The following is a 26,688-nucleotide window of genomic DNA, read 5'->3' as shown; positions in this document are numbered from 1 at the left end:
ATCTTAAATCACGTTCTATTATGCATTGTTCATAATAGTGTTAAAACTTAACTTAGAATAAAGGCAAAAAAATGAAATTTTTTAAAGTAATCACGCTTGCATTATTAGGTGTTTTTTTAGTTAACTGTGATAATTCTAAATCGACTGTTGATGATATTAAACAGAAAGTACAGCAAACAGGTGCAGATATCAGCGATAAAACACAAGATTATTTTGAACAAGCAAAAGCAGAAAGTAACGATATATTGAATAAGTTAAAAGAGGGTAACTATAATCTTGCACAAGATGCGGTGATTAAAAATATTAAACAAACATTACCAATGAATATTGATCAGAATACTTCGCTGGTGGATGTATCCAAAGAAAACAACACGATTAATTATAAATATGATGTCAAAGGTGTGACGCCAGATGATTTAAAAGTTGAGAATACTCAAAAGACATTATTAAATAATTTACTCACCGATTATTGTAGTACAGATTTAATGAAGAAAGCATTAAGACTTGCTTTCCCTGAAGGTGCTACACATAATTACTATATCAATAATAGTAACGCATTAACACTTAATCTCAAACCAAGTGATTGTGATGGTAAATTGTAGAGTATCGATTAAGGTGAAAAGGGCTATTAATAGCCCTTTTTTTATTTTGTTTATTGAGAAAGATGTGAATCTAAATATCATTTTAAAAAATGAAGATTATCAACTCAAAATGATGTATTTATGTTAGTTAATTAAATGATGATTTTCTAATGATAGAAGATAACGATCAGGTTATTACCTAAAGTTTAATTAACACAGTGTATTGATATTGACGCTTACTATTAAAATAAGAATATATTTTATGTTGTAAAATTTTAACCATATAAATTAAAATCCTCATTCAAATTATATAGGGACTTTTTATTTTTTTATTAATTGTTTTATTTAAAATGGAAAAAACAAAATAATATTAATTTTACTTATGGGTAATAGCATGAAATATAAAAAAATATCTGCATTATTGGTATGGAGTTTGGCGCTATTTGGTTGTGATAGTGGGAGCTATAAAGAAAAAAATCAACGTATAGTTATTGATTCAATGAAAAAACAACTTCCTATTGTTTATGATGAGAATTTTACATTAGTGGATGTTTTAAAGGACAACGATCAGTTTATATATAAATACGAAATAAAAAATATTGAAGAAGTAGAATTAACCTCACCAGAGTTTGAACAATCATCTCGCACAGAGATTCTTGAGCTTTATTGTTCTGATAACAAAGGTATTGCTCATTTTAAAGAAATATTCATGGATGGTATTCGATATGATTATTACTTGAATAATAAAAAAATGTTATCCATAAACGTCAAATCAACAGATTGTACAAGATAATTGTCATTGCATTGAACTATTCACTTTTGTGTACCACATGATATTTTTGCTATGTTGGGCGGTATTATTACAGGGTTAAGCCCTGTAATAATAGAAATTATTCTAACGTTTTTCCTTTTGTTTCTGGAATTAAAAACATAAATGCAGCAGCGGATAATAGATAAGCCGCAGATAATAGCGCTAGTGCGTAGCTTATTGAATAAACTGTCGCTAAATAAGCAATTAAGACTTGTGATACGCCAGCAATGCCTCGTCCAACATTAAAGATAATGTTTTCAGCACTTGAACGAGCGTCTGTCGGATAATGTTCGGCCAGTAATGCCCCATAACCCCCCATCATGCCGTTGACGAAAAAGCCAATGACTGAACCAAATAAAATCAAAACGATCATATCGGTTTGTTGAAAGTAAAACCAGATAGATAACGCTGAAACTAATAGAAAGACAATATAAGAAGGACGGCGTCCAAATTTGTCACATAGCCAACCAAAAATTAAGATACCTAATGACATACCAATTGTGGTGGATATCGTCCAAAATAGCGTATTTTTGAATGATAAACCACGTTCGGTTGCGATCATGGTTGGCATCCAAGTCATGATGCCATAAAAACCAAAGTTTTGTACGGCACAAGCAATGGTTAAACCAACCGTGGTTGCTGATGTTTTGACATTTTTAAATAGTTTACCTAATGCAATTTTATTTTTGTTTTGATCTTTTAATGATTGCCAAATTTCAGGCTCTTTCAATCCTTTACGTGTCCAGGCAACAAACAAAGCAGGAAGTACTCCGACAGCAAAAGCCCAACGCCAACCGTGTGCTTCTCCTACAAAATTTACCGTTAAGGTTGCCAGTATAATGCCTAACTGAAATCCTAACGCAACAATCGATGTCGCTCTTGAACGTTTATGCTTTGGCCATGTTTCTGATACCAACGTCATGCCAATGCCAAATTCTCCACCTAGTCCAAGACCACTTAAAAAACGGAAAACTAAAAAGCTTTCATAATTTGGTGAAATAGCACACAGCCCGGTAAATACAGAAAATATGATAATTGTCCATGAAAAGACTTTAACACGACCATATTTGTCTGCTAAGGTTCCAAAAAGAATTCCGCCCAGTACAGCACCTAATAATGTTACTGAAGTTAATGTTCCTAAATCGGTTTTGGTTAGATTAAAAGTTGCTTGAATTAGGGTAAAACAGACCCCTAAAATCATCATATCCAAACCATCTAATGCATAGCCGACTGTAGAGGCAAAAAGCGTTCTTTTTTGATAAGCTGTGGTGGATCCAGTTTCACTTGCAGCTTGTTTAATTGGGTCTATCGCAGTTTTCATATTTACCTCTAATGATTGTGAATAGTGAGTTACTTATTTAAACTTTACTTTTTAAAATAGGTTGTAGGCTAATTCAATAAGGTCGTTTAAAAGCGGTGCAAAGTATATACTTAAAAACTTTAAAAATCCAAGCTAAAAGCCTTTACAATTGGTTATTTGCTAGAAAATAATCATTTCTTGTAAGTAACTTTATATATAAAAATATTAAAGGATGCATCTACTAGTGATAATTTTATTTTGTGTAAAGAATCGTGACAGGGTATAGATGATTTATTAAGTAAATCTTAGTTTTTAAATTTAAATGATTGATAGCTAATTTCCGCTGAGTGTTCCCCAGCGGATAATCTTGATTAGTCTTCGATAAAATACCAATAGCCTTTATTGACTAAATCCAAAATGACCTTTAAAGTCGATTCATCTTCTAGCTGTTCATAATAAAGCTCTTCTTCTTGGCATAAAAGATCAATAACCGGCATCGGCAAATGGATTTTTTCACCATGAATATAGCCATAATCACCTACTTTTAGAATGCGTATGCTCGGAACTCGGCACAGATTATTAGTTTTTAAAAGCGAGACAAATTCATCAAATTGATATGGTGGCTCGACAGGAACAATATTTAATTCATGCATTGGAATAGTAATGTGTTTACCAAACCAATCGTTAAAGAGTTTAGGCGTTCTAACCAGTTCAATTATCTGGTTTTGTAATTTTTCTAATTCATAGGATTGTATTCGATAGGAATCTTTAGGTAATGTTAAGTTGGGATCTTGGTAAAATATGCCATTGGGTAGGTTGTCGATAACATAATCGGCAAAGCCACTTAATAGTTCTTGAGACGTTTGGGTTCTAAAACCGACTGAATAACTAAGCGATTCGCCGATTGAGACACCATTATGTGGAAAGCCTATCGGTATATACAGAATATCGCCTGCTGTAATTTCTTCGTCAATGATGGGTTGATAACTTTCAACATGTAGCAACGCTTTGTGAGCACTAAATTGTTTGTAGTGTTCGTTTCGGTCGCCAACTTGCCAACGTCGGCATCCCTTGCCTTGTATGATAAATACATCATAATTGTCAATGTGAGGTCCCACGCCTGCTTTATCTGTTGCGTAAGAAATCATCAGATCTTCAAATTGCCATTGAGGCAAGCATTTAAAAGGGGCAACTAAGGTGGCTGCTTGTTCATGCCAGTGGTCAACTGCTTGTACCAGCAAACTCCAATGGTTTTCACCTAAATGGCTAAAGTCGATAAAAGGACCAAATTGAGCATCCCATTTCCCATTTTTGTTGGTAACTATTCGGCTATCAATCTCTTCTTCCATCGCTAAACCTGCAAGTTCTTCAGGCGTGATAGGATCAACAAAGTGTTTAAAAGCATCACGTAAAATAACTGGCTTTTTTTGCCAATAATTCGTTAAAAAATCATCCCAATCTATGGTTAACTTATTACTCATGTAACGCCCCTTGTAAATTAAATAATTGACAAAAGTTATTCGTTGTTTGTTGTGCTATTTCGTCTATAGAAACACCTTTCAATACTGCCAAATAGTCAGCAACTTCACGAACATAAGCTGGCTGGTTTTCTTTCCCTCGATAGGGAACAGGTGCTAAATAAGGTGAATCGGTTTCAACTAAAATACGATCCATGGGGACATATCTGGCAACTTCACGTAATGATTCAGCATTTTTGAAGGTGATAATGCCCGAAAAAGAGATATAAAAACCGATATCTAGCAATTGTTTGGCCGTATCGATATCTTCGGTAAAACAGTGTAAGACCCCAGAATAAACATGCTCTTCTTTTAAGATTCTTAAGGTATCTTGGCGTGCATTGCGTGTATGAACAATGATAGGTTTATTGAGTTTACGACCTAACCGAATATGTTCCTTGAAGTTTGCTTGTTGTTGTTCAAGATTATCTTGTTGATAGTAATAATCAAGCCCAGTTTCGCCCAGCGCAATTACATTATCTTGGCTTGCCAATGTTTCAAAGCGATCGGCGTCATAGCTTTCTTCTTCTAAATTAAGAGGATGAATACCGCATGAAAATGAGCACTGTTTAGTATAGGGTTTTAAAAAATCTCTCATCGATTCATAGCCTGAAAGCGTGGTTGCTACACTTAAGCAGTGTTTAACATCGTGAAGTATTGCGTCTTGCAATACTTCATCAATCGATTTGTTGCTAAAATCTAAGCTATCTAAATGGCAGTGAGAATCAATTAAATACATATAAAGCTCTTATTAATTATCTGAATGTTGTTCAAAATCACGAACAGGTTTTATGGTTGACCAAGAACGACAAGCAGGACATAGCCAGTAAATGGAATTGACCGTAAACCCGCATTTAATACAGCGATAATTAGGGACGGTTTTGATCTGTTCGCCAACCATTTTACGTAAAAGTGAAAGACTTTCTTTTGCTCGACCTTCTTCGGCATCGGCTACGTGGTAATTCATCAATCGATAAAACCCTTTTAAATTAGGGTGTTTGAGTAATTCCCGATACATGTAGTTTTGGGCAGCATCAAGTCCGCTTTGTTTTTCGACTATATCGGCAAGCATTAATTCAGCAACATTGCCACTATCTTGATCAACGCATAATTGTAGAAATTGTTTAAACTGTTCGGGTTGATTTAATTCTAAATAACATGTTTTTAATAAAGGTAATGCCTCACCGATAAAGGCTTTATCTTGCGTTAAAATTTGTTTGAATGATTCAATGGCTTGTTCTTTCTTGTTTTGTATCATTAATACCCGACCCAGCATGAGCGAGGTACGCGCACATTTAGCATCAGCGGCAGCTGATTTTTGTAACAGGTTATAAGCTTTTTCCATATCATCAGCAGACATAGCAATAGCGGCTAACTCGCAATAAAATTGTGCAATATCTGTCTTGTATTTAATGTTACCTAATCTGACTAATTTGGTGGCAGCATTAATCGCATTGATCCATTCACTGGTTGATTGATAAATGATAATCAATTGTTGTAATGCATATTGTTGAAAATCATCTTCATCAATTAACTGTAAGAACATTTCTTCGGCACGATCATAAAAACCGGCAACCATATAATCTCGCCCTAGTTGCTGTATTGCCAATAGGCGTTGTTCGAACGTCAATGCTGAACTTTCCATTAAAGATTGATGAATGCGTATGGCTCTATCAACTTCACCACGTGAACGGAATAAGTTTCCTAAAGTTAAATGAGCCTCAAGGGTGCTGTCATCTTCTTTTAACATATCTAAAAACAAATCAACAGCTTTATCTTTTTGATTTGATAAAAGAAAGTTTAAGCCATCAACATATTCGCGCGATAGCCGGTTGGATTGGTTTAAGTATTTTTGTTTTGCATTTCTGTCACCCATATACCAACCGTAAGCGGCTGCGATAGGAAGTAACAGAAATAACAGTTCAAACATAATCGTCTATTCTTAATTAATTTTTGTTAATGTTGCTTTTTGATTTATTGCGATATCTTCATCATACTTTTTTTGTAATTTGTTTAGTTTGCGTTTAGTTGATGAGTGTTGTAATTTCGATTTTAAAAAGAAGTAACCCGTGACAAACCAACCTACCAGAAAACCACTGCCAAATAAAATTGCCAGCAGAACAGATAAGCGTAATTCTGATTTAGCAACTAAATAATTAAATGTCACCACTTGATCATTGGCTGCACCTAAAGCAATAGACAATGCAAAAATAGCAATAATCAATATAATCGATAAAATTAATTTCATAATGTTGACCTTTCTTCTTTTTAATACTTTTTATTCTTTATTGTTATCCATTTATCGGTTAAACAACCTGTTACCGATTTATCTAAAGGCATTAAATCGTTTAGTAACGCAAAAACTGGGTAAATGATTACGTTACTATATGCCATTTTTTAGCATAAAAATAGCAGATTAATGCAATACCCCAACCAATGATGACAGATAATATTAAATCTATAGGAGTATGCATACCTAGTAATAATCGACTTATTTCTATTAATACCGTCCATATCACAATCAACGATATAAAGATATAATTACGCCTGAAGTTAAGTAGCACAATGGCTAAAAAAGCAAATGTTGCTGCAAATAGTGTATGACCAGAGGGAAAAGAATACCCTGTTTCATTTTGCCAGTGTTTGGATAACCAATTCGGTATTGTAGATGAATTGATTAATGATTCTTTGATAAAAGCGGCTCTTTCTGGCTTGGTTAATGAATAAAAATATTGGTCAGTTGTATTATGTTCTTTTGTTATCCATAAGACGAAAGGTCTTGATTCTGCTGTTTGTGATTTTATGATAGATTTTATCACTTGTCCGCTGAGGACAGCACTCACGAGAACCAACCATACTAATACAATCTTTTTTAACATTTTATCTGTTTTGCTGACTAGCAAAGCACAAAATAAAATGAAATAAAATATTGATGTTATTATTGCCCATGGGTAACTTGCTGTTTCAGTAACCCAAAAAAAATATTCTGATTTATCGTTCAATGTGTCTGGTAGCCAATGCCAATTTATGACTATAATAAACAATGGTACGACTAAAAAAATAGCCAATGCAGCTATTGTTTTTTTTATAACTAACCCCATTTAAAAACTCAACTAAGCATATTGTGCTGTCTATTTTATCATAAATGTGGTTTATTTTTAATAGATTCTCGTTTATGTAATTCATTTAATACGGAGATAATAATGCAATTAAAACATGTCGCAGAAGCGAAACTACCAACACCATGGGGTTGTTTCACTATGGTAGGTTTTGAAGAAATTGCAACTGGCAAGGATCACGTCGCATTAGTTTTTGGTGACATTTCAAAGGCAACATCTGTTTTAACCAGAGTGCATTCGGAGTGTTTAACGGGTGATGCGTTATTTAGTTTACGGTGTGATTGTGGTTTTCAATTAGAAGCAGCTTTAAAACAAATTGCAAAAGAAGGTCAAGGCATTTTAATCTATCATCGGCAAGAAGGTCGTAATATCGGTTTATTAAATAAAATTAGAGCTTATGCCCTGCAAGACCAAGGGCTTGATACGGTGGAAGCGAATGAGCAGTTAGGATTTGCTGCTGATGAGCGTGATTTTAAACTTTGTGCTGATATGCTGACACTGCTTGGTGTATCACAAATTCGTTTACTAACTAATAATCCTGAAAAGATAAGAGTGTTAGAACAAGCTGGAATTCAAGTTACAGAAAGAGTTCCTTTGGAAGTAGGCGAGAATCCAAATAACGAACACTATTTAGAAACCAAAGCTAATAAAATGGGACATTTGCTTCATCTTCATCACTGCGATCATTAAACACATTTTTACATTATTGATAATTGGTAGGATGTGGCATGAAAAATGGTCAACACTAGTTAAAGCAAAAATAATTGATATATTTAAACCTCAAAAAATTAGTGATGATTTTTTGAGGTTTTTTTAGATTTGCGTACTATTTTGTTATGCAATAGATGTCGAGTATAGAGCGGGATTAATCACTATTAATAACAGAATTAAAAAAGTATTATTCCTTATCAATTCTTAGCTCACCGCCATTTGCTAGCTGATCTTTGGATAATTCGTGCATAATAATTTGTACTGCTTCAGGCTTACAATTAAGCGTTTGAACAATCGCTTCCGTTACACGTTTCGCCATTTCTCGTTTTTGTTCAATAGTACGACCTTCTAAAAAATCGATGACAACATTTGGCATAAAAAACTCCTAGTGACCCATTGTGGCAAGTTGAGCGTCGGTTAATGCGATATCTTGATTATGACAAATACCGATACCTGAGTGAATTATATTTTCAGCAATAGCCTTGGCTTCATCCAATGAATGCATCTTGTATGTGCCACATTGGTATTCGTTTAATTCGGGTATTTGGTTTTGTGATGTTACACTGAGGACATCATGCATGGATTTGAGCCAAGCATCAACAACGAGCGATTCATCAGGTTGACCGATTAAGCTCATGTAAAATCCTGTGCGACATCCCATTGGCGAGATATCAATAATTTCAACAGTATCACTGTTTAGATGATCGCGCATAAACCCTGCAAATAGATGTTCTAAAGTATGGATCCCTTTTTCGGGTAGTAGTGCTTTATTTGGAATAGTAAAACGAAGATCAAACACAGTGATATTATCGCCTTTTGGGGTTACCATCGTTTTTGCAACGCGGACAAAAGGGGCTTTCATTTTAGTATGATCTACTTTAAAACTATCTAATAATGGCATAAATTTCTCCTTGGTGTTGAGTTGCCAGTTATAGTCTTTATAACTGGACAAGTCCAAACAATCTTATTCATTTAGCAAACTTAACATCTCTTGTTCATCAATGACTTTAATGCCAAGTTGTTGCGCTTTTTCTAATTTTGAACCGGCAGATTCACCGGCAATCACCAGATCAGTATTTTTTGATACGCTTCCCGTCACCTTGGCACCAAGTTGTTTTAATTTATCTTTGGCTTCATCACGTGTTAAAACAGATAAAGTCCCGGTTAAAACAATCGTTTTACCAGAAAAAGGTGAATCGGTTGTCATTGCTTGTGCTTGGGGATTGGTGTCTTGCCAATGAATACCAATGTCATCACTGGTTAACTGTTCTATTACGTCGCGGTTATGGGGTTCTTGGAAAAAATCAATGATGCTTTCAGCAATAACCACACCAATATCATTAACTAATTGTAGTTGTTCAAGTGATGCATTTTCAATTGCCGTTAAATTACCAAATTGGTTAGCTAAATTTTCAGCAGTCACTTCACCGACATTTGGTATACCAAGCGCAAAAATAAAGCGGCTTAAAGTTGTGTTTTTCGATGTATCAAGTGCTGCTAATAAATTTTTAGCCGATTTATCGCCTACTTTATCTAACGAACATAGTAATGGTACCGTGAGTCTATAAAGATCTGCGGGTGTTTTAACGTAATCTTTATCCACTAACTGTTCAATTAGTCTATCACCCATTCCTTCCACATTCATGGCTCGACGGGATACAAAATGTTTAAGCGCTTCTTTTCGTTGTGCTGGACAAATAAGTCCACCTGCACAGCGAGATACCGCTTGCCCTTCATCGCGAACAATTAGCGAACCACAAATCGGGCAGTGGGTTGGAAAGATAATCGCTTTGGTGTCGGCTGGTCTTCGATCTAATATGACCGATACAATTTTAGGAATCACATCACCTGCACGGCGTATAGAAACATAGTCACCTTCACGGACACCTAATCGGGCGATTTCATCACTGTTATGCAAAGTTGCATTACTGACAATCACACCTGCAACAGATACCGGTTCTAGTCTTGCAACAGGTGTAATTGCGCCTGTTCTACCGACTTGAAAGTCAACTTTATTTAATTGGGTGATTTCTTCTTGCGCGGGAAACTTAAACGCCGTTGCCCAACGAGGAGCACGGGCAACAAAGCCGAGTTCTTCTTGTAAAGCGATACTGTTTACTTTGATGACCACACCGTCTATGTCAAAATCCAATGACATGCGCTCTTCACCAATTTGTTTAAAGTAATCTAAAGCAGCTTGCGCACCTTTTCGCACTTGAACTTTATCACTAACAGGTAATCCCCAAGTTTTAAGTTGCATTAAACGGTCATAATGCGTATTGGGCAGATTGGCACCTTCAATAACACCTAAACCATAACAGAAAAACGATAAAGGTCTTTTAGCAGTAATTTTAGGGTCTAATTGTCTCAGAGAGCCAGCGGCTGCATTACGAGGATTTGCAAAGACTTTTTCGTTTCGTTTTTCTGCTTCAGCATTGAGTTTAGCAAAACCTTTGTGGGACATGAACACTTCACCACGAACTTCTAAGCGTCTTGGTATCTGCTCTCCTCTTAAAACCAGTGGAATGGTTTTTATGGTTTTGACGTTGGCGGTAATGTCTTCTCCTGTTGTGCCGTCTCCTCGGGTTGCAGCTTGCACAAATTGACCATCTTCATAAAGTAAACTTACCGCTAATCCATCTAATTTTAATTCACAACAATATTCTACCGGTTCATTTTCTTTTAAGTGTAAGCGATCTTTTACTCTTTTATTGAAGGCAATAAAACTTGTCTCATCAAAAACATTATCTAAAGATAACATTGGTATTTCATGTTTTATCGAGGCAAATTGAGATAGGGGAACACCGCCAACCCGTTGAGTAGGGGAGTCAGGGGTAATCAATTCGGGATGCTGCTGTTCAATAGTTTGAAGCTGTTTTATCAATTTGTCATATTCCGCATCCGGAATTTCAGGCGCATCTAAGACATAATAACAATATTCATGATGTCTTATCTTATCACGTAAAGATTGAACTTCAGTGATGACTTTTTGTTGTGAATCATGGGTAAGGTTTTCGGGTAAATTAGATAGTGACATGTTAGTATGCTCTTAATTTAAAGTAAGATTTTTAAATGTTATTAGACACCAATCAAGTATGAATGACTTGATTAAATCAATATGTTCATCATGGTGAATATCGTTAACAATCGGATCAGAATCTTTTTATTTCCCGTCCATTTACCACCAACTAATGTTGGTGGTGTTGATAAAATTATTATTATATTTGGGTTATATTTCGTTGCACGCTTTTTTGATGCGTTCTTTGTAGCTATCGATTTTTTGTGGTGTTAGCATGTGTTGGGAATCATCTAAGACAACACCATTAACATCATCGGCTATACGTTGTGCTGTTTGTAACATGAGTTTAAAATTTTGCTGATTGTTTCCTTGTGTCGGTGCAATCATAAAAATTGAAACGCCAGGTGTGGTAAATTCGTGCATGGTCTCAGGATCCAAATAGCCTGGATTAACCATATTTGCTAAACTAAATAAAACAGGACCGTTGCCCGCAGGATCGACATGGCGATGAAAAATTCGCATATCACCGAATTGAAAACCTGATTGCATAATACTGGCAAGTAATACATCACCTTGTAATAATCGACCATTAATGCCAGTTACATTTAACACAATGATTTCTGTTTTATCTTCTTCATGGTCGATGTTTGCTTTTTCAGATTCATGATGGTCAGCTGATGATTCAGTGTTCAAAACTTCGTTTTGCTTAACAGGTTCAACTTCATGAATTTCTTCACTTATTGTGATTGTTTCTGTTTTTTCAAGTTGACTTTCTGTTTCGACTTTTTCTTCTAATGGTTCATTTTCAAAGAGATCCTGATTAAGATTAATCACTGGTTCAGGGATAGTATCTTCTTCTGGTTCGTCTATCGGTTGATGACTAAATAAATCCTCTTGTTGAGGAGGTGCTTCTTTTTCAATGATCTCAACAATTTCAACATGCGGTGTTGTTGTTTTTTTATTTTTGGGGTTAATCAGTATTACATCATCTTCTTCTATTTCATCCATATAAATGTCTGTTTGCTGTTGAGCAATAGGGTTAATATTCCTTTTTTTATCTGAATTAAACAGAGAAGAACGTTCCTTTTTATTAATCCATAATCCATGAATCAATAATGCAATAATGACCAAGGATGCAATAACAATCAGAACAATACGTAAATTATCCATAATAACCATCTCAGAATTAAATTAAATAAAGACTCAAATCACTCAATAAAAGAATCGAATGAAGTGATTACGGAGTACCACAATGTAAAATAATTACTTTTTCTTTGCAAATTAAAAAAAATTCAATTGATTGTCAGTACATAAATGCCTTTGATTGTGTCATCTTATCAAGCCTAATTTTTTCGCACTAAAAATCAATAAGCATATATTACTTTATTTCTGCCAATAATCATAATTATCGGTATATATTTTTTTATTAATAATGTTAGATTTTAATTTTTAGAACTCTGTGCTATTAACCTGTAAAGATACTTACAATTTATGCATATTTTTTGTAAAATCATCGGTTACTTTTAAATAAGATTTATAATTATTAAAAATAACAATTTTGTTGATTGAGGTCAATTTTATATGAGATTTAACAAGCTATTACTCACCATTCCGGTAGCGCTGACCAGCTTATTTTTACTGTCAAGCTGCGATGATAACAAATCACAAGGCGGTAATAATCAGATACCAAAAGTTACGGTGTTTAAAGTAGAGCCATTGAATTACACTTTAAAGATTGGTTTACCCGGTCGAGTTGTCGCTTCGCAAATTGCTGAAATTAGACCTCAAGTAAGTGGCATCGTTTTAAAACGAGAATTTGAAGAAAGCTCAAATGTAAAAGCAGGGCAATCACTTTATCAAATCGATCCTGCTATTTATCAAGCTAACTATGACAGTGCTGTTGCAAGTGTAGCAAGTGCTAAAGCTAATGCTAGTATTGCCCAGTTGACTTTAAAACGTTATGCCGGTTTATTAAAAACCAAATCCATTAGTCAGCAAGATTATGATAAAGCGGCGGCAGATGCACAGCAGGCAGAAGCTAGTGTACTTGTTGCTCAAGCAGCTGAACATACCGCTAAAGTTAATTTAGATTATACTAAAGTCTATTCCCCTATTGATGGCTATATTGGTAAATCAAGTGTTACTGAAGGTGCATTAGTTTCAGCAGGTCAAGCAACAGCGTTAGCTTTAGTTCAAAAACTTGATCCTATTTATGTTGATATGACAGAAGCAGCAACGCGTTACAATAAATATAATCAAGATCAAAACGTGATTTTTGAACCAGCGAAAGGAAATAATGTTGAACTTTATTTTAATGACGGTTCGAAATATGACGTAGCAGGGAGTATCAAATTTTCTGATATGACGGTGAATGAAACGACAGGTACCGTTACCCTTAGATCTGAATTTCCAAATCAAGATGGCAAAATTTTGCCCGGTATGTTTGTCAAACCTCAATTGACTTTAGGCTATATTAAAAATGCAAAACTCGTTCCTCAACAAGGTATTACGAGTAATGGTAAAGGCCAATATACAGCAAAAATCCTTAAACCAGATAATACGATTGAATATCGTCAAGATATTCAAGTTTATACTGGTATCAATGGTTATTGGGTAGTGACGAAAGGTATTGATATTGGTGAACAAGTTATCACGACGGGTTTACTTAATTTAACGGCAGTTGAAATGGGTAAACCAATGACAGGCCAAATTGTTGGTGAGCCAGCTACTCTTACTCAAGAACAGTTAGATAATATTATCAAAAACAGCGTGAAATAAAACAGGGGTAGATTTAATTATGGCTAAGTTTTTTATTGATAGACCCGTTTTTGCATGGGTAATAGCTATCATGATGATGCTAGGCGGGGCACTATGTATAAAACTGCTAGCAGTTGAACAATACCCCGATATTGCTCCTCCTGCTGTTACTGTTTCAGCGGCTTATCCTGGTGCAGATGCACAAACTATTGAAAACACCGTTACACAGTTAATCGAACAAAATCTGACTGGGATAGATAATTTAATCTATATGAAATCAACCAGTAGTGCGCAAGGTGTTGTTCAAACTACGTTGACCTTTGCGCCGGGAACGAATCCTGATTTTGCGCAAGTGCAGGTGTTAAATAAAGTTGAAAGTATTAAGTCTCGTTTACCTGAAAGTGTTCAAAAAAATGGTGTTTCAGTTGCTAAAAACAATACTAACTTCCTAAAAGTTATTGGTTTTTACTCAACGAACCCCCAAAAGACTCAAGCAGATATTGCTGACTTTATTTATTCGACTGTGCAAGATCCGATCCGTCGTGTTCAAGGTGTTGGTGATACCACTTTATTTGGCTCTGAATATGCAATGCGTATTTGGCTTGACCCAAATAAACTCAATTATTTCAACATGTCAATTGAAGAAATTATTGCGGCAATTCAAGCTCAAAACGCTCAAGTAACTGCAGGGCAATTGGGTGCATTACCTTCAACTGAAGGTCAGGAACTTAATGCAACGATAACGGCTCAATCTCGTTTAAAAACACCGGAACAATTTCAAAATATTTTAGTTCGGGTCAATACCGACGGTTCTAATATTTTATTAAAAGATGTTGCTAACGTTGAAATTGGTGCATCTGATTATAATTTTATCTCTCGTTATGACGGTAAAGCATCGGCTGGTTTAGCTATTTATCTGGCAACAGGCGCAAACCAATTAGATACCTCTGAATTGGTCGATAAGAAAATCGAAGAATTATCGGCAATCTTCCCAGAAGATATCAAATTTGCCTACCCATACGATACAACACCATTTGTTAAATTATCTATCAGTAATGTTGTGCATACTCTGATTGAAGCAATTGTGTTAGTTGTTATCGTCATGTATATATTTTTGCAAAATCTTCGCTCAACTCTCATACCAACCATTACCGTTCCGGTTGTATTGTTAGGAACGTTTGCAATCTTATATATTTGTGGATTTACCATAAATACGTTGTCGATGTTTGCTATGGTGTTAGCTATCGGGTTACTGGTCGATGATGCTATCGTCGTTATCGAAAACGTTGAGCGTATCATGCATGATGAAGGATTGTCGCCGTATGATGCAACGGTTAAATCCATGGAACAGATAACTTCTGCTTTAATTGGTATTGCCGTTGTATTATCTGCTGTATTTGTACCTATGGCATTTTATGGTGGTGCAGCAGGGGGAATTTATCGTCAATTCTCAATTACCATTGTTACCTCGATGTCATTGTCTGTGATTATGGCAATCGTTTTAACGCCTGCACTTTGTGCTCAGATTTTAAAAGCACCATCAAAAAGCAAAAACAAAAAATCAACGTTTGGAGAAAAATTACTCACGATTCCACCATTTAGCTGGTGTGATAAAGGAACCAAACTATTCTTTGGCGCGTTTAATAAATTTTATAACAAAGGACTGCATACTTATGAGAAAGGCGTAATTAAAGTAATACGTTATCCATTAATTGCCTTTGTTTGTTATATCGTTATCATTGTTGGATTAATATTTGGATTTAACCGCTTACCAACAGGGTTTTTACCTAATGAAGATCAGGGTGTATTGATTGTCATGGTCGAATTACCACCCGGATCAACATTAGAACAAACCATGTCAGTATTGAATAAAACAACTCAGTTTTATATGGAAAAGAAAGCTGATTCTGTTAAAGAAGTCTTCACTGTTGCAGGGTTTAGTATGGTAGGTCGTGGACAAAATATGGGACTAGGATTTGTTCGGTTAAAAGATTGGGATGAGCGTAAACGCCCTGATCAAAAAGTGGATGCTTTAGTTGGCAGTGGTTGGGGCTTTGCATCTACCATTACAGAAGGTCGAGTAATTATAGCTAACTTACCGGCGGTTCCGTCGTTAGGGATGGCTAATGGTTTCTCCTATATGTTAAAAGACACTTCAGGACAAGGGCATGAAGCCTTAATGGGTGCTTTTTATCAAATCTTAGGACAAGCATCGAAAAGACCAGAACTTCAACAAGTGCGTCCGGGCAGTATGTTAGATGTTCCTCAGTATAAAATTAATGTGGATTTCGAAACAGCTCAAGCGCTTGGTGTTTCTGTCAGTAGCGTCAATACAGTATTATCTACCGCATTAGGTTCTGCTTATATCGATGACTTTGTCTATAATAACCGAGTCAAAAAAGTGTACCTTCAATCTGAAGCGGCTTATCGAATGTTGCCTGATGATTTTAGTTATTGGCATGTAAAAAATCAAAAAGGTCAAATGGTTCCTTATGATGCATTTGCGACTACTTCAAAAAGCTATGGTTCACCATCACTTGTTCGTTATGATGGTGTTGCTGCAATGGGAATTAGTGGATCTGCTGCGCCGGGCTTAAGTTCTGGTCAAGCTATGGCAATAATGGAACAGCTATCAAAAGACTTACCAAAAGGCTTTACGTTTGACTGGACAGATATTTCTTATCAAGAACGTCAAACAGGATCGCAAACAACAACACTTTATATAATCTCTATTATTGTTGTGTTCTTGGCATTAGCTGCATTGTACGAAAGTTGGAGTGTACCAATTTCAATACTATTTGTGATTCCACTTGGTATTTTAGGAACGGTGGTTGCAACAATGTTTAGAGGACTTGATAATGATATTTACTTTATTGTCGGTCTATTAACCACAATGGGACTGTCTGCGAAAAATGCGATATTAATTGTTGAATTTGCAAAAGATGCTTTAGAAAAAGAAGGTAAATCGCTGATTGATGCAACACTTGAAGCTTGTCGATTACGTTTACGCCCAATTTTAATGACATCGTTCGCCTTTATTTTAGGGGTGTTACCTTTAGCATTAAATAGTGGTGCAGGTTCAGCAAGCCAAAACGCGGTAGGTACAGGGGTAATTGGTGGTATGTTAACAGCAACATTCTTAGCGATATTCTATGTACCATTATTCTTCTTATTTATTACTAAAATGTTTACTAAACATAAAAATAAGGTCGTTTTACCACGTAATTTTTCGCACAACACTGACCAAAAATAGTGACTTGGAAAATTGAAAAGCATATCTTAGCACCAGCTAGGATGTGTTAAAAAAATCGAAATCTTATTAATAAGATAACCAACAAAAAGCACGATAAAATCGTGCTTTTTTATTGAGTTTTTAATCTTATCATTATCAAAATATGATCTCATAGTAAATAACAAGGTAAAAAAATTGATTCAATGATTAAATAACATTGTCGGTTTACTATTGATATTTAGGTGCATCAATTACTATTTAGGTTAGCTGATCGCGTTATTTTGCAAGGGCAATATCGTCTAATTAAGATTATTTAATAGATTTGACTAGATGTCGACTCATATGGGCATGAGTAATTGCGATAGCTAATGCGTCAGCGGCATCGGCTTGTGGACTGGCGGATAATTTTAACAAGAGTTTAACCATGTGTTGAACTTGCTTTTTATCGGCTGCCCCTGTGCCTACTACACTTTGTTTTACTAAACGAGCCGCATATTCAAAAACAGGTAAATCGTTGTTGACCGCAGCAACAATAGCTGAGCCTCTAGCTTGCCCTAACTTTAATGCTGAATCGGCATTACGTGCCATAAAGACTTGTTCGATAGCGAACATATCCGGTTGGAATTGTAAGATGATTTCGCTAACGCCTGCATAAATGCGTTTTAATCGAGTTGGTAAATCATCGACGGCTGTACGAATACAACCACTACCAAGATAGGTTAATTGTCGTCCTGTTTGACGAATTACACCGTAACCCGTCAAACGAGAACCAGGATCTATGCCAAGAATGATAGACATTAAAGAGCGGCAGCAACTTCGTCCGAAACTTCACCATTATGGTATACTTCTTGAACATCATCACAATCTTCAAGCATGTCGATCAAACGTAATAATTTTGGTGCAGAATCAATATCAAGATCAACTTTGGTCGCAGGAATCATTGATACTTCAGCTGATTCAGCAACTAAACCTGCTGCATCAAGTGCATCTTTTACTTCGCCAAATGATTCTGGTGTGGTAAAGACATCAATTGCACCATCATCATAAGTGACAACATCATCAGCTCCAGCTTCTAAAGCTGCATCCATTACTTTGTCTTCATCTGTACCTGTAGGATAAGAAATAACGCCTTTTTTGGTAAACAAATAGGATACAGAACCGTCAGTACCTAAATTACCCCCAGTTTTGGTGAAAGCATGACGTACTTCTGATACTGTACGATTACGGTTATCACTTAGGCATTCAACCATGACGGCAGTACCTGCAGGGCCATAACCTTCATAGATGATGGTTTCCATATCACTATCATCTTCACCACCTACACCACGCGCAATAGCACGATTCATGGTATCGCGTGTCATATTATTTGATAGTGCTTTATCCATTGCTGCACGTAAACGAGGATTTGACGCTGGATCGCCACCACCTAGTTTGGCTGCCGTTACAAGTTCTCGAATAATTTTAGTAAAAATTTTACCGCGTTTAGCATCTTGCGCCGCTTTACGATGTTTGGTATTGGCCCACTTACTATGACCTGCCATAGAATTCTCCAGATTAGATAATTTAAAAATCAGCGTATTTTAACAAACATTTGTTTAAAATTCATTATCAATATGTGTATTGATTTTTAATCCGTGTGATTTTTTATTGTTATAAAAACAAAAAAGCACCTAATAAACAGGTGCTTTTTTTGTATGAAATAAGCTTATCAATATCAGTTCGATTAGCTCATTCCATATTGTTTTAATTTTTTACGTAGTGTACCACGGTTAATACCGAGCATATTAGCCGCTCGAGTTTGATTACCACGTGTATATTGCATAACCATATCAAGGAATGGGTGTTCAACTTCAGCTAACACTAATTCATATAGATCATTAGGATCTTCACCATTAAGTTGTGATAAATAGTTTTTTAAAGCTTGCTTGACAGAATCTCGCAAAGGTTTTTGTGTTATTTGGTCTTGAGAGTTTACAGTTGTAAATTTTAGTGCTGCAGCTGTAACGCGTTGTTCTGACATAGTATTCTTAACTCTTTTTGTTGTTTCTAATTTGACTAAAAAATGCTTTTAGTGTTCTAGCTTGCTCACTGGTGGTGCTAAGTACACTAAATAAGCGCCTAAAATGATCGCTATCAGCATAATTCTTGGTATACCAATTTACATGCTTTCTGGCAATCCGTAATCCTTTGTATTCTCCGTAAAATTGATAAAGTTCTTCAAGGTGCGTAAAAACGATTTGTTCAACTTCATCAACTGTCTTTTCTTTTTGTAACTTTCCATGTGTTAAATAGAATGCAATTTCTTCAAATATCCAAGGTCGCCCTTGTGCCGCTCGGCCGATCATTATAGCATCAGCTTGCGTATATTGAAAAACATCTTTTGCCTGTTCAGGGGTGCAAATATCACCATTAGCAATGACTGGAATGGATACCTTTTTTTTCACTGCTTTAATCGATTCATATTCAGCTACACCCTTAAATAGACATTCACGGGTGCGCCCGTGAATAGTAATCGCCTTTACGCCACAATCCTGCGCAATTTGTGCGATTTCAATGCAATTTCTATGATTTTTATCCCATCCAGTCCGCATTTTTAATGTTACTGGCACATCAACGGCACCAACAACTTTTTGCAAAATCTGTTCAATTAATTGCGGGTACTGCATTAAAGCAGAACCTGCCAATTTTTTATTAACCTTTTTTGCAGGGCATCCCATGTTAATGTCAATTAACTCAGCCCCATGTTTGGCATTAAATTCTGCCGCTTTAGCCATTTCGTCAGGATCGGCACCCACTATTTGTACTGCGCGAATGCCCAAATCTTGCGTTGAGACCATTCTTAAAGCAGATTTATCTGTTTGCCAAACATCTGAATTAGCTAAAAACATCTCTGAAATAGTCAGACCAGCACCAAACTGGTAGCATAAATTTCGAAATGGTCTGTCACTAATTCCTGCCATTGGTGCGGCGATTAAATTATTTCTTAATGTGACCTTACCAATGCTTAGTAATTTAAGGTCGGCTATATTACGCATTTTTTCTCGAACTTAAAAGGGGGTAATGTCATTTTTTTACTTTTTTTTGCCAGTAATTCGACACCATTCTTCTTGCTCAGCGACGGGATCAAGATCAAAATGGGGTTGGTAAGCGGTACAGACGCTTTGAGATTGAGAAGTCAAAATACCCGATAATCCAAGTAATCCCGCTGGTTTAATCAGACTATTGATATTAGGTTCAAGTTCTTTTAATGGTCCAGCCAAAATGTTGGCGACTAAAACATCAGCTTGTAAATTATCAGGAATATCTTTAGTTAAATAAAGTTCAATGTCATGACTTACATTGTTACGTTCTGCATTATCTCGACTGGCTTGAATAGCTTGAGGATCAATGTCAATGCCGATGACACGTTTTGCTCCTAGTTTTAGTGCAGCAATGGCGAGAATTCCCGAACCACAACCGTAATCAATCACTAATTTATCTTTTAAGTCTAAGCTATCAAGCCATTTAAGACATAACGCAGTGGTAGGGTGGGTACCTGTTCCAAAAGCTAAACCTGGATCTAACATAACATTGATCGCATTAGGATCAGGGACTGGGCGCCAACTTGGACAAATCCATAAGCGTTGACCAAATTGCATAGGATGAAAATTGTCCATCCACTCGCGTTCCCAATCTTTATCCTCTAATTGTTCGAATTTATAAGAATATTGATCAAGATTTAATATTGCTTTCAATTCATCTAAATCAGTTTGAGCATCGTAAAGCCCAATTACATCTGTATTACCCCAAAGTTTTGTTTCACCGGGTAAGGGTTCATACACAGGCGTATCATAGGTATCTTGAAATGTGACAGATAACGCCCCCGATTCTTCCAAAAGCTCACTTATTGGTTCAGCAAGATCACTTGTTGTGTTAATTTTGAGTTGAATCCAAGGCATAATTTTTCCTTAAGTTACCAAATATATTGGCGATGATAAAAACAACCAATCCAATAATTAATGAAGGAACAATTGGATGGAAAGAACAAATTTTAATGTTATAAGCGGCTAAAAAGGTATAACTAATGGCTCCAGTAAACATTGAACATAATGCGCCAGTTGCATTAGCTTTCTTCCAATATAAGCCAAGTACCAAAGGCCATAAAAATACCGCTTCCATCCCACCAAAAGCAAGTAAATTTAACCAAATTATCATATCCGGTGGATTCCAAGCTGCTAAAATGAGCAGTGCGCCAAAAATAAAGGTAATGATAACGGATATTCGCGTTAAGGTTTTGTCACTGCATTTTGTTTCTGGTTTTATGCTTAAAAACAGATCTTTTATAATCACTGAAGAGACTTGTAACAGTTGCGCATTAATGGTTGACATAATCGCAGCCAGAGGCGCAGCCAAAAAGATGCCCGCTGCGAGTGGCGACATCACTTTAATAATTAAAGTTGGGACAATTTGATCGGGAATGGTTAAATCATCAATAATTGCTCGCCCAAGTGCGCCAGAAAGGTGCATGGTTAACATAATAACTGTAACAACAATCGTACCGATAATGATGCCCCGATGTACCGCTTTACTGTCTTTATATGCCATACAACGTACTGCTGTATGCGGTAAACCAACCACACCAAAACAGACTAAAATCCAGAATGATGCCATAAATGGAAAGTCCATAAAATTGCCAGGGCCTTGTGGGGTTAATAATGCAGGATCGATTTCTTTTAAACGCTCAACAATAGCCGTTAATCCACCACCAGCATAAATAATGGCGGTTAAAAGTAATATTGAGCCAATGATCATCACTAAACCTTGGAAAGCATCGTTTAAGATACTTGCTCGAAATCCACCAAATGCAGTATATATCACCGTACCAATACCGAAAATAAGTAGACCGAGTTTATAAGGTATGCCTACTGAAGATTCTAATAAACGGGCACCACCGACAAACTGAACAGTCATTGCACCGACAAAGGCGACGACTAAAGCAATACTGGCAAACCAGACAATGGTTTTACTTTTATAATGAGCATAAAGCATATCACTTAGCGTGATAGCATTATACTTGCGCGCTAAAATGGCAAATTTTTTACCCAAAATTCCCAGAGATAGCAGAACAGTAGGGACTTGAATCATAGACAACAATACCCAGCCTAGTCCATATTTATAAGCAGCACCAGGCCCCCCTATAAACGAACTGGCACTGATGTAAGTTGCCGCCAGTGTCATGGCGAGCAAAAATCCCCCCATTGTTCGATTACCAATAAAGTAATCAGTAAATTGATTGACTTTTTTGCGTTTAACATAAGCATAGATAGATAAGGCAAACACAAAAATAAGATAGATGACTAGCGGTAATATAATATCTAAATGCATTGTTTGATCACTTAGTTTGTTCTAATGAGATGTTTTTGAAATGAAATTTTACAACGATCCAGCATAATAAAATAAACCCGACAGGTACCATAATGCAGGATAATTCAAACCATAATGGAAGCCCCAAAAAGCCAGTCCTATCGCCAGCGCCGTAAGCACAAACAATCCAGCCAAGAAGATAAATAATTGTTAATAACAGTGAAAGCTTAGCTTCTTTTTTTGCTTGCTTATATCGTGTATCCATATTGAAAAATTTATCAATAATTAAATAGTGGCTTAGAGTAAAAGAAAGCATTACATTTAGCAAGTATATTGCATTTTATGCAATATGATTTTTTAAATATATCAATTTTCGCAATAATTAAATTCAGTTATAGTGTTGGACAATTCGATTATGACAAATAAATTAATGGAGATCCTAATGTCAAACTATTTTAATACTCTGAATTTACGTGAAAAATTACACCAACTTGGTCAATGCCGTTTTATGGCTCGTGATGAATTTGCATCAGAAGCCGATTTTTTAAAAGGCAAAAAAATTGTAATAGTAGGATGTGGTGCGCAAGGTCTGAATCAAGGTTTAAATATGCGGGATTCAGGACTTGATATTGCCTATGCTTTACGTAAAGAAGCGATTGCAGAAAAGCGTCCTTCATGGAAAAAAGCAACTGAAAATGGATTTAAAGTAGGCAGTTATGAAGAGTTAATTCCTACAGCTAATTTAGTGATTAATTTAACACCCGACAAACAACACTCAGCGGTAGTAAAAGCAGTACAACCATTGATGAAACAGGGAGCCGCTTTAGGTTATTCTCATGGTTTTAATATTGTTGAAGTTGGCGAAAAAATTCGTCCTGATATCACGGTTGTCATGGTTGCGCCGAAGTGTCCAGGAACAGAGGTACGTGAAGAGTATAAACGAGGTTTTGGTGTTCCGACTCTGATCGCCGTTCACCCTGAAAACGATCCTAAAGGTGAAGGTTTAGCTATCGCCAAAGCATGGGCGGCGGCTACCGGTGGACATCGTGCTGGTGTTTTACAGTCTTCATTTGTTGCTGAAGTTAAATCTGATCTTATGGGAGAACAAACGATCCTTTGCGGTATGTTGCAAACAGGGTCATTACTTTGTTTTGATAAACTTGTGGCAGACGGTGTGGATCCGGCTTATGCATGTAAATTATTACAATTTGGTTGGGAAACCATTACCGAAGCATTGAAACAAGGTGGTATTACCTTAATGATGGATCGCTTGTCGAATCCGGCTAAGTTACGCGCTAATGCATTAGCTAAAGAATTAAAAGTGATCATGACTGATCTTTATCGTAAACATATGGATGATATTATTTCGGGTGAATTTTCAGCAACCATGATGAAAGACTGGGCAAATGATGATGCTAACTTATTAAAATGGCGTAAAGAAACCGGTGAAACAGCCTTTGAAAAAGCCGCTGAATACCAAGGTAAAATTGATGAACAAGCCTACTTCGATCAGGGTGTAGTCATGGTCGCTATGGTAAAAGCCGGGGTTGAACTTGCTTTTGAAACCATGCTTGAGTCAGGTATTTTACCAGAATCAGCTTATTATGAATCCTTACATGAACTTCCTTTAATTGCCAATACGATTGCCCGTAAGCGTTTATATGAAATGAATGTGGTGATATCTGATACTGCTGAATATGGTAATTATCTTTTCGCTAATGCAGCGATCCCATTATTAAAAGAAAAATTTATGCCAATGTTACAATCGGGCGATCTTGGTAAAGCGATCCCTGAAGGTAGCGTTGATAATGCGCAATTACGTGATGTAAATGATGAAATTCGTCATCACCCAATTGAAATTATTGGCCGTAAATTAAGAAGCTATATGACTGATATGAAACGTATCAATGTTGCCAGTTAATCAATCAATTAGCCAAATTGGCTTGGTCGTAAAAAGGTGCTTAATTGCACCTTTTTTTATGGATAAATGTTAGAAAAAATGGCTGGTTTGTTAAAGTTAAATTTTAGTATTAAATTTGATGTGATCTTAAAGGATCGCAAATGGGATCAAAAGGATCTAACTTAGATCGTTTTGATCTTGATAATGGATCACTAAAATTTTTAAAAATTATATAATTAAATAAATTTTATTTTACTTTTTTATTTATTTTTTACCTAAATTATGTTATCTTTTATGTAATTTTTTAATTTTATGGAGGGATAACATATCAATGAAAATTGCTTTTCGACCAACAGATTGTTGGCGTTGGTATTTTGATAATCAATATGATAGTTTGATGCTTGAAGTATCAAACGATATGTTATTTCGTTCATGTTATTCCAGTAAAATGTTAATTCCTGATGTTTTTAGGGAATTTCCATTTTCAGTGAGTGATGCAACATCCTATTATCAATTTTATGATAGTTGTCAAATATTGGCATTAACTGACTCGCAAAAGATTGAATTATCCATTAATGCCATTGTGGCGGCTAATTTTATTAAACCTCAAATGCCAAAAAGTTGGTATTTTTGCCAACAACCTAAGCTATATCGTCCTAAATTAGCGGACATTGTTGAAGTCAGCATGCAAGAAGGTGATCAACGGGTTTTTTTATTAGTCGTTGAAGCGGGTGAAAATGCTTCACTGTGTATTATTGCTCAACCTACATTTGTGGCAATGAATAAAACATTTTATTTTTCCGAAGCAATTAAAGTGATGAATGATCGACTGGCGCCAATCCAAAAAAATGTCATGGATGAGAGTTCGTTGATAGACCTTAAGTTAGAAGCTATTTCGTAAACAATACCATTCTAATCCGACTATTGTCTTGTCAGTAAGACTTAATTTCGATTTAAACCTGCTATATTTTGATTTTGTTATTCACAACAGGTTGTGAAGCAGGCAATGTATTGACCTGTTTAATCGATGACTTAAACGGCATTTCGTTACGGTATCGCAGTTGAACGCTTTAAAACTGAATACAAATGACTTTAAAGGATAGCATTTAGCATCAACGGTTTTAAAATGAAGCCACATAACATTATTCGCGTATTGATTGGCAGGCTAACTTGTCATCATAGCGGGGTAATAATTTATTAAGTATCAATCAACCATTTTAATCAATAATTAACGATTTATTATTGATAAATCAGGATTCTATAACCAATGATCATTAAGGTTTTTTTATTAATTCAATTTTGATATCACCCTCAGGTATACAACTACAAGCTAAAATACGGTGATCGCGTTTTATTGCAGATTGAGTAAGAGGATTCACTTTTCCTTGTTTTAATACCACTGCACATTTACCACAAATTCCAACTCTGCATGAATAAGGGAGAGTAATATTATGTTGTTCCAGTTGTTCTAAAATAGTCTGTTGTTGATTTCCTTTGATTGTATTGTTCTCAAAAGTAATATTACACTGTTCGTGGTTAAACCGATTATTTTCGGGAAAAGATTTTAAATACTTTTTGGCCGGTTGCTTTTCAAGTATCTCAACAGGATCGTCAATTGATATTGATCCGACATTGCGAGCTATCATATTCATTCCAAAATCTATTTCCCCTTGCTCATCAGTCCGAAAATAGCGGAGCGTATTGAGTGGTTCATTATTAGCTAAAGGCTTTGCTGTATTAATATTAAAAGTGGTAAGTACACAGCGACTACACGGTTTAACGATATCAAAAATGACATCGCCAATTTTAATTGTTTTCCAGCCATCTTCGGCAAAAGGAAGCGCACCTTGAATGATGATATTGCTTCGAAACTGCTGAATATCGAGCTTTTCCAAGCATCTTTGTTGTAAATAATTGAATGATGCTTCATTCAATAGTAGATAAGGATAGCCATCTGCAAAGCTTACCGGTGTTTGAGGATATCGTTTTGTTCGTCTTGTCAAATTAGTGCCAATCCAACGCAGTTGCACATTTTTTTGAAGAATGTGACTAAAAAATTGGTTTAGTCTGATTGGTGCAATATGAGACGTAAAATGGTTACCCCAAACTTCGGTTGGTTCATTAGTTTCAATAAATTCATCAAATTGAATTGCTATTGATTCGTTATTTGACGTTGAAACAACAATACTGTTGTTAACTATAGCTGTTTTTAGTTTTAAAAGCTCAGGAAATTGTCTTGCGGTGATAAATGTTCCGTCAGGTTCACTAATCATCAATACACGATCATATTTGAATCCCCCTTCAACAACATTCGACGTATTTAGGGGAATACCTGCAAGCGATTTAATCGGATAGATAAATAGTTGACTGACAGCGCTCATAATAAATAAAGTGATGA

General features: G+C 35.8%; 25 protein-coding genes. 7 read left to right on the top strand and 18 right to left on the bottom strand.

The genetic code is table 11. From position 1 onward, the window contains the following. Nucleotides 1-71 precede the first annotated feature (71 nt). Together ACGH47_RS00255 and ACGH47_RS00250 are read left to right on the top strand one after the other, a co-directional pair. Nucleotides 72-602 (top strand): hypothetical protein, encoded by a 531-nt coding sequence (locus ACGH47_RS00255; RefSeq protein WP_267351045.1) that lies wholly within the window; start codon nt 72-74, stop codon nt 600-602. A 373-nt stretch (nt 603-975) separates the two neighbouring features. Further along, the gene (locus ACGH47_RS00250) at nt 976-1,374 is read left to right on the top strand and encodes a hypothetical protein (protein ID WP_411622314.1); all 399 of its coding nucleotides are present in this window, start codon (nt 976-978) and stop codon (nt 1,372-1,374) included. 97 nt (nt 1,375-1,471) lie between these two features. On the opposite strand, the gene ACGH47_RS00245 is transcribed toward ACGH47_RS00250, so the two are convergent. From ACGH47_RS00245 to ACGH47_RS00220, 6 genes are all read right to left on the bottom strand, one after another. After that, a complete protein-coding gene (locus ACGH47_RS00245) occupies nt 1,472-2,713 on the bottom strand; it encodes an MFS transporter (RefSeq protein WP_411622312.1) in 1,242 nt (413 codons plus the stop codon). A gap of 350 nt (nt 2,714-3,063) precedes the next feature. Next, entirely contained in the window at nt 3,064-4,173 is a 1,110-nt protein-coding gene (locus tag ACGH47_RS00240) for a cupin domain-containing protein (RefSeq protein ID WP_267351050.1), read from the bottom strand. Then, on the bottom strand, nt 4,166-4,948 hold the full coding sequence (locus tag ACGH47_RS00235) for a YchF/TatD family DNA exonuclease (protein ID WP_411622310.1): 783 nt from the start codon (nt 4,946-4,948) through the stop codon (nt 4,166-4,168). The genes ACGH47_RS00240 and ACGH47_RS00235 overlap by 8 nt, the downstream gene beginning before the upstream one ends. A 12-nt stretch (nt 4,949-4,960) precedes the next feature. Further along, entirely contained in the window at nt 4,961-6,139 is a 1,179-nt protein-coding gene (gene lapB / locus ACGH47_RS00230) for a lipopolysaccharide assembly protein LapB (protein WP_267351054.1), read from the bottom strand. A gap of 12 nt (nt 6,140-6,151) precedes the next feature. Beyond that, nucleotides 6,152-6,457: a LapA family protein gene (locus ACGH47_RS00225; protein ID WP_267351055.1), complete on the bottom strand. Its 306-nt coding sequence runs from the start codon at nt 6,455-6,457 to the stop codon at nt 6,152-6,154. Nucleotides 6,458-6,584: 127 nt separating this feature from the next. Further along, nucleotides 6,585-7,310, bottom strand: coding sequence for a phosphatase PAP2 family protein (locus tag ACGH47_RS00220; RefSeq protein WP_411590700.1), 726 nt, complete (start codon nt 7,308-7,310; stop codon nt 6,585-6,587). 102 nt (nt 7,311-7,412) lie between these two features. Here ACGH47_RS00220 and ribA point away from each other — a divergent pair, with 102 nt between their 5' ends. Then, nucleotides 7,413-8,018, top strand: coding sequence for a GTP cyclohydrolase II (gene ribA, locus ACGH47_RS00215; RefSeq protein WP_267351058.1), 606 nt, complete (start codon nt 7,413-7,415; stop codon nt 8,016-8,018). Nucleotides 8,019-8,226: 208 nt separating this feature from the next. Here the strand turns inward: ribA and ACGH47_RS00210 are convergent, their stop codons facing one another. The 4 genes from ACGH47_RS00210 to zipA form a co-directional block, all read right to left on the bottom strand. Continuing rightward, entirely contained in the window at nt 8,227-8,415 is a 189-nt protein-coding gene (locus ACGH47_RS00210) for a 2-hydroxymuconate tautomerase (RefSeq protein ID WP_267351059.1), read from the bottom strand. A 9-nt stretch (nt 8,416-8,424) separates the two neighbouring features. After that, nucleotides 8,425-8,940, bottom strand: a complete 516-nt coding sequence (luxS, locus tag ACGH47_RS00205; protein ID WP_267379371.1) for an S-ribosylhomocysteine lyase — start codon at nt 8,938-8,940, stop codon at nt 8,425-8,427. A 63-nt stretch (nt 8,941-9,003) separates the two neighbouring features. Next, nucleotides 9,004-11,076 carry an NAD-dependent DNA ligase LigA gene (gene ligA / locus ACGH47_RS00200; protein WP_411622308.1) on the bottom strand — a complete coding sequence of 691 codons (2,073 nt, stop codon included), beginning with the start codon at nt 11,074-11,076 and terminating at the stop codon, nt 9,004-9,006. 192 nt (nt 11,077-11,268) lie between these two features. Beyond that, complete coding sequence (gene zipA / locus ACGH47_RS00195; protein ID WP_267351064.1) at nt 11,269-12,228, bottom strand: cell division protein ZipA; 960 nt, start codon at nt 12,226-12,228, stop codon at nt 11,269-11,271. Between the two features lie 411 nt (nt 12,229-12,639). Here zipA and ACGH47_RS00190 point away from each other — a divergent pair, with 411 nt between their 5' ends. Then, nucleotides 12,640-13,836, top strand: a complete 1,197-nt coding sequence (locus ACGH47_RS00190; protein WP_267351066.1) for an efflux RND transporter periplasmic adaptor subunit — start codon at nt 12,640-12,642, stop codon at nt 13,834-13,836. 19 nt (nt 13,837-13,855) lie between these two features. After that, on the top strand, nt 13,856-17,068 hold the full coding sequence (locus ACGH47_RS00185) for an efflux RND transporter permease subunit (RefSeq protein ID WP_411622306.1): 3,213 nt from the start codon (nt 13,856-13,858) through the stop codon (nt 17,066-17,068). A 288-nt stretch (nt 17,069-17,356) separates the two neighbouring features. On the opposite strand, the gene ruvC is transcribed toward ACGH47_RS00185, so the two are convergent. The 7 genes from ruvC to ACGH47_RS00150 form a co-directional block, all read right to left on the bottom strand. Next, a complete protein-coding gene (ruvC, locus tag ACGH47_RS00180) occupies nt 17,357-17,845 on the bottom strand; it encodes a crossover junction endodeoxyribonuclease RuvC (protein ID WP_267351070.1) in 489 nt (162 codons plus the stop codon). Next, nucleotides 17,845-18,588, bottom strand: coding sequence for a YebC/PmpR family DNA-binding transcriptional regulator (locus tag ACGH47_RS00175; protein ID WP_065557873.1), 744 nt, complete (start codon nt 18,586-18,588; stop codon nt 17,845-17,847). Before ACGH47_RS00175 ends, ruvC begins: the two co-directional genes overlap by 1 nt. A gap of 182 nt (nt 18,589-18,770) precedes the next feature. Next, entirely contained in the window at nt 18,771-19,067 is a 297-nt protein-coding gene (gene fis / locus ACGH47_RS00170; RefSeq protein WP_025315996.1) for a DNA-binding transcriptional regulator Fis, read from the bottom strand. A gap of 7 nt (nt 19,068-19,074) precedes the next feature. Then, on the bottom strand, nt 19,075-20,082 hold the full coding sequence (dusB, locus tag ACGH47_RS00165; protein ID WP_267351076.1) for a tRNA dihydrouridine synthase DusB: 1,008 nt from the start codon (nt 20,080-20,082) through the stop codon (nt 19,075-19,077). A 36-nt stretch (nt 20,083-20,118) separates the two neighbouring features. Next, nucleotides 20,119-20,985, bottom strand: a complete 867-nt coding sequence (gene prmA / locus ACGH47_RS00160; RefSeq protein ID WP_411590695.1) for a 50S ribosomal protein L11 methyltransferase — start codon at nt 20,983-20,985, stop codon at nt 20,119-20,121. Continuing rightward, entirely contained in the window at nt 20,960-22,411 is a 1,452-nt protein-coding gene (gene panF, locus ACGH47_RS00155) for a sodium/pantothenate symporter (RefSeq protein ID WP_411622305.1), read from the bottom strand. Before panF ends, prmA begins: the two co-directional genes overlap by 26 nt. A 7-nt stretch (nt 22,412-22,418) precedes the next feature. Continuing rightward, nucleotides 22,419-22,655, bottom strand: coding sequence for a YhdT family protein (locus ACGH47_RS00150; protein ID WP_267351082.1), 237 nt, complete (start codon nt 22,653-22,655; stop codon nt 22,419-22,421). A 177-nt stretch (nt 22,656-22,832) separates the two neighbouring features. Here ACGH47_RS00150 and ilvC point away from each other — a divergent pair, with 177 nt between their 5' ends. Together ilvC and ACGH47_RS00140 are read left to right on the top strand one after the other, a co-directional pair. Continuing rightward, a complete protein-coding gene (gene ilvC, locus ACGH47_RS00145) occupies nt 22,833-24,311 on the top strand; it encodes a ketol-acid reductoisomerase (RefSeq protein ID WP_411622303.1) in 1,479 nt (492 codons plus the stop codon). A gap of 310 nt (nt 24,312-24,621) precedes the next feature. After that, the gene (locus ACGH47_RS00140; protein WP_267351085.1) at nt 24,622-25,191 is read left to right on the top strand and encodes a cell division protein ZapC; all 570 of its coding nucleotides are present in this window, start codon (nt 24,622-24,624) and stop codon (nt 25,189-25,191) included. A 373-nt stretch (nt 25,192-25,564) separates the two neighbouring features. On the opposite strand, the gene ACGH47_RS00135 is transcribed toward ACGH47_RS00140, so the two are convergent. Further along, on the bottom strand, nt 25,565-26,674 hold the full coding sequence (locus ACGH47_RS00135) for a YcbX family protein (protein ID WP_411597131.1): 1,110 nt from the start codon (nt 26,672-26,674) through the stop codon (nt 25,565-25,567). Between the last annotated feature and the right edge of the window lie 14 nt (nt 26,675-26,688).

Source organism: Gilliamella sp. CG16 (assembly GCF_046635785.1).
Taxonomy (GTDB): domain Bacteria; phylum Pseudomonadota; class Gammaproteobacteria; order Enterobacterales; family Orbaceae; genus Gilliamella; species Gilliamella apicola_I.
The sequence above is the reverse complement of the archived record's forward strand: the minus strand, read 5'-3'. Positions and strand labels throughout refer to the sequence as shown.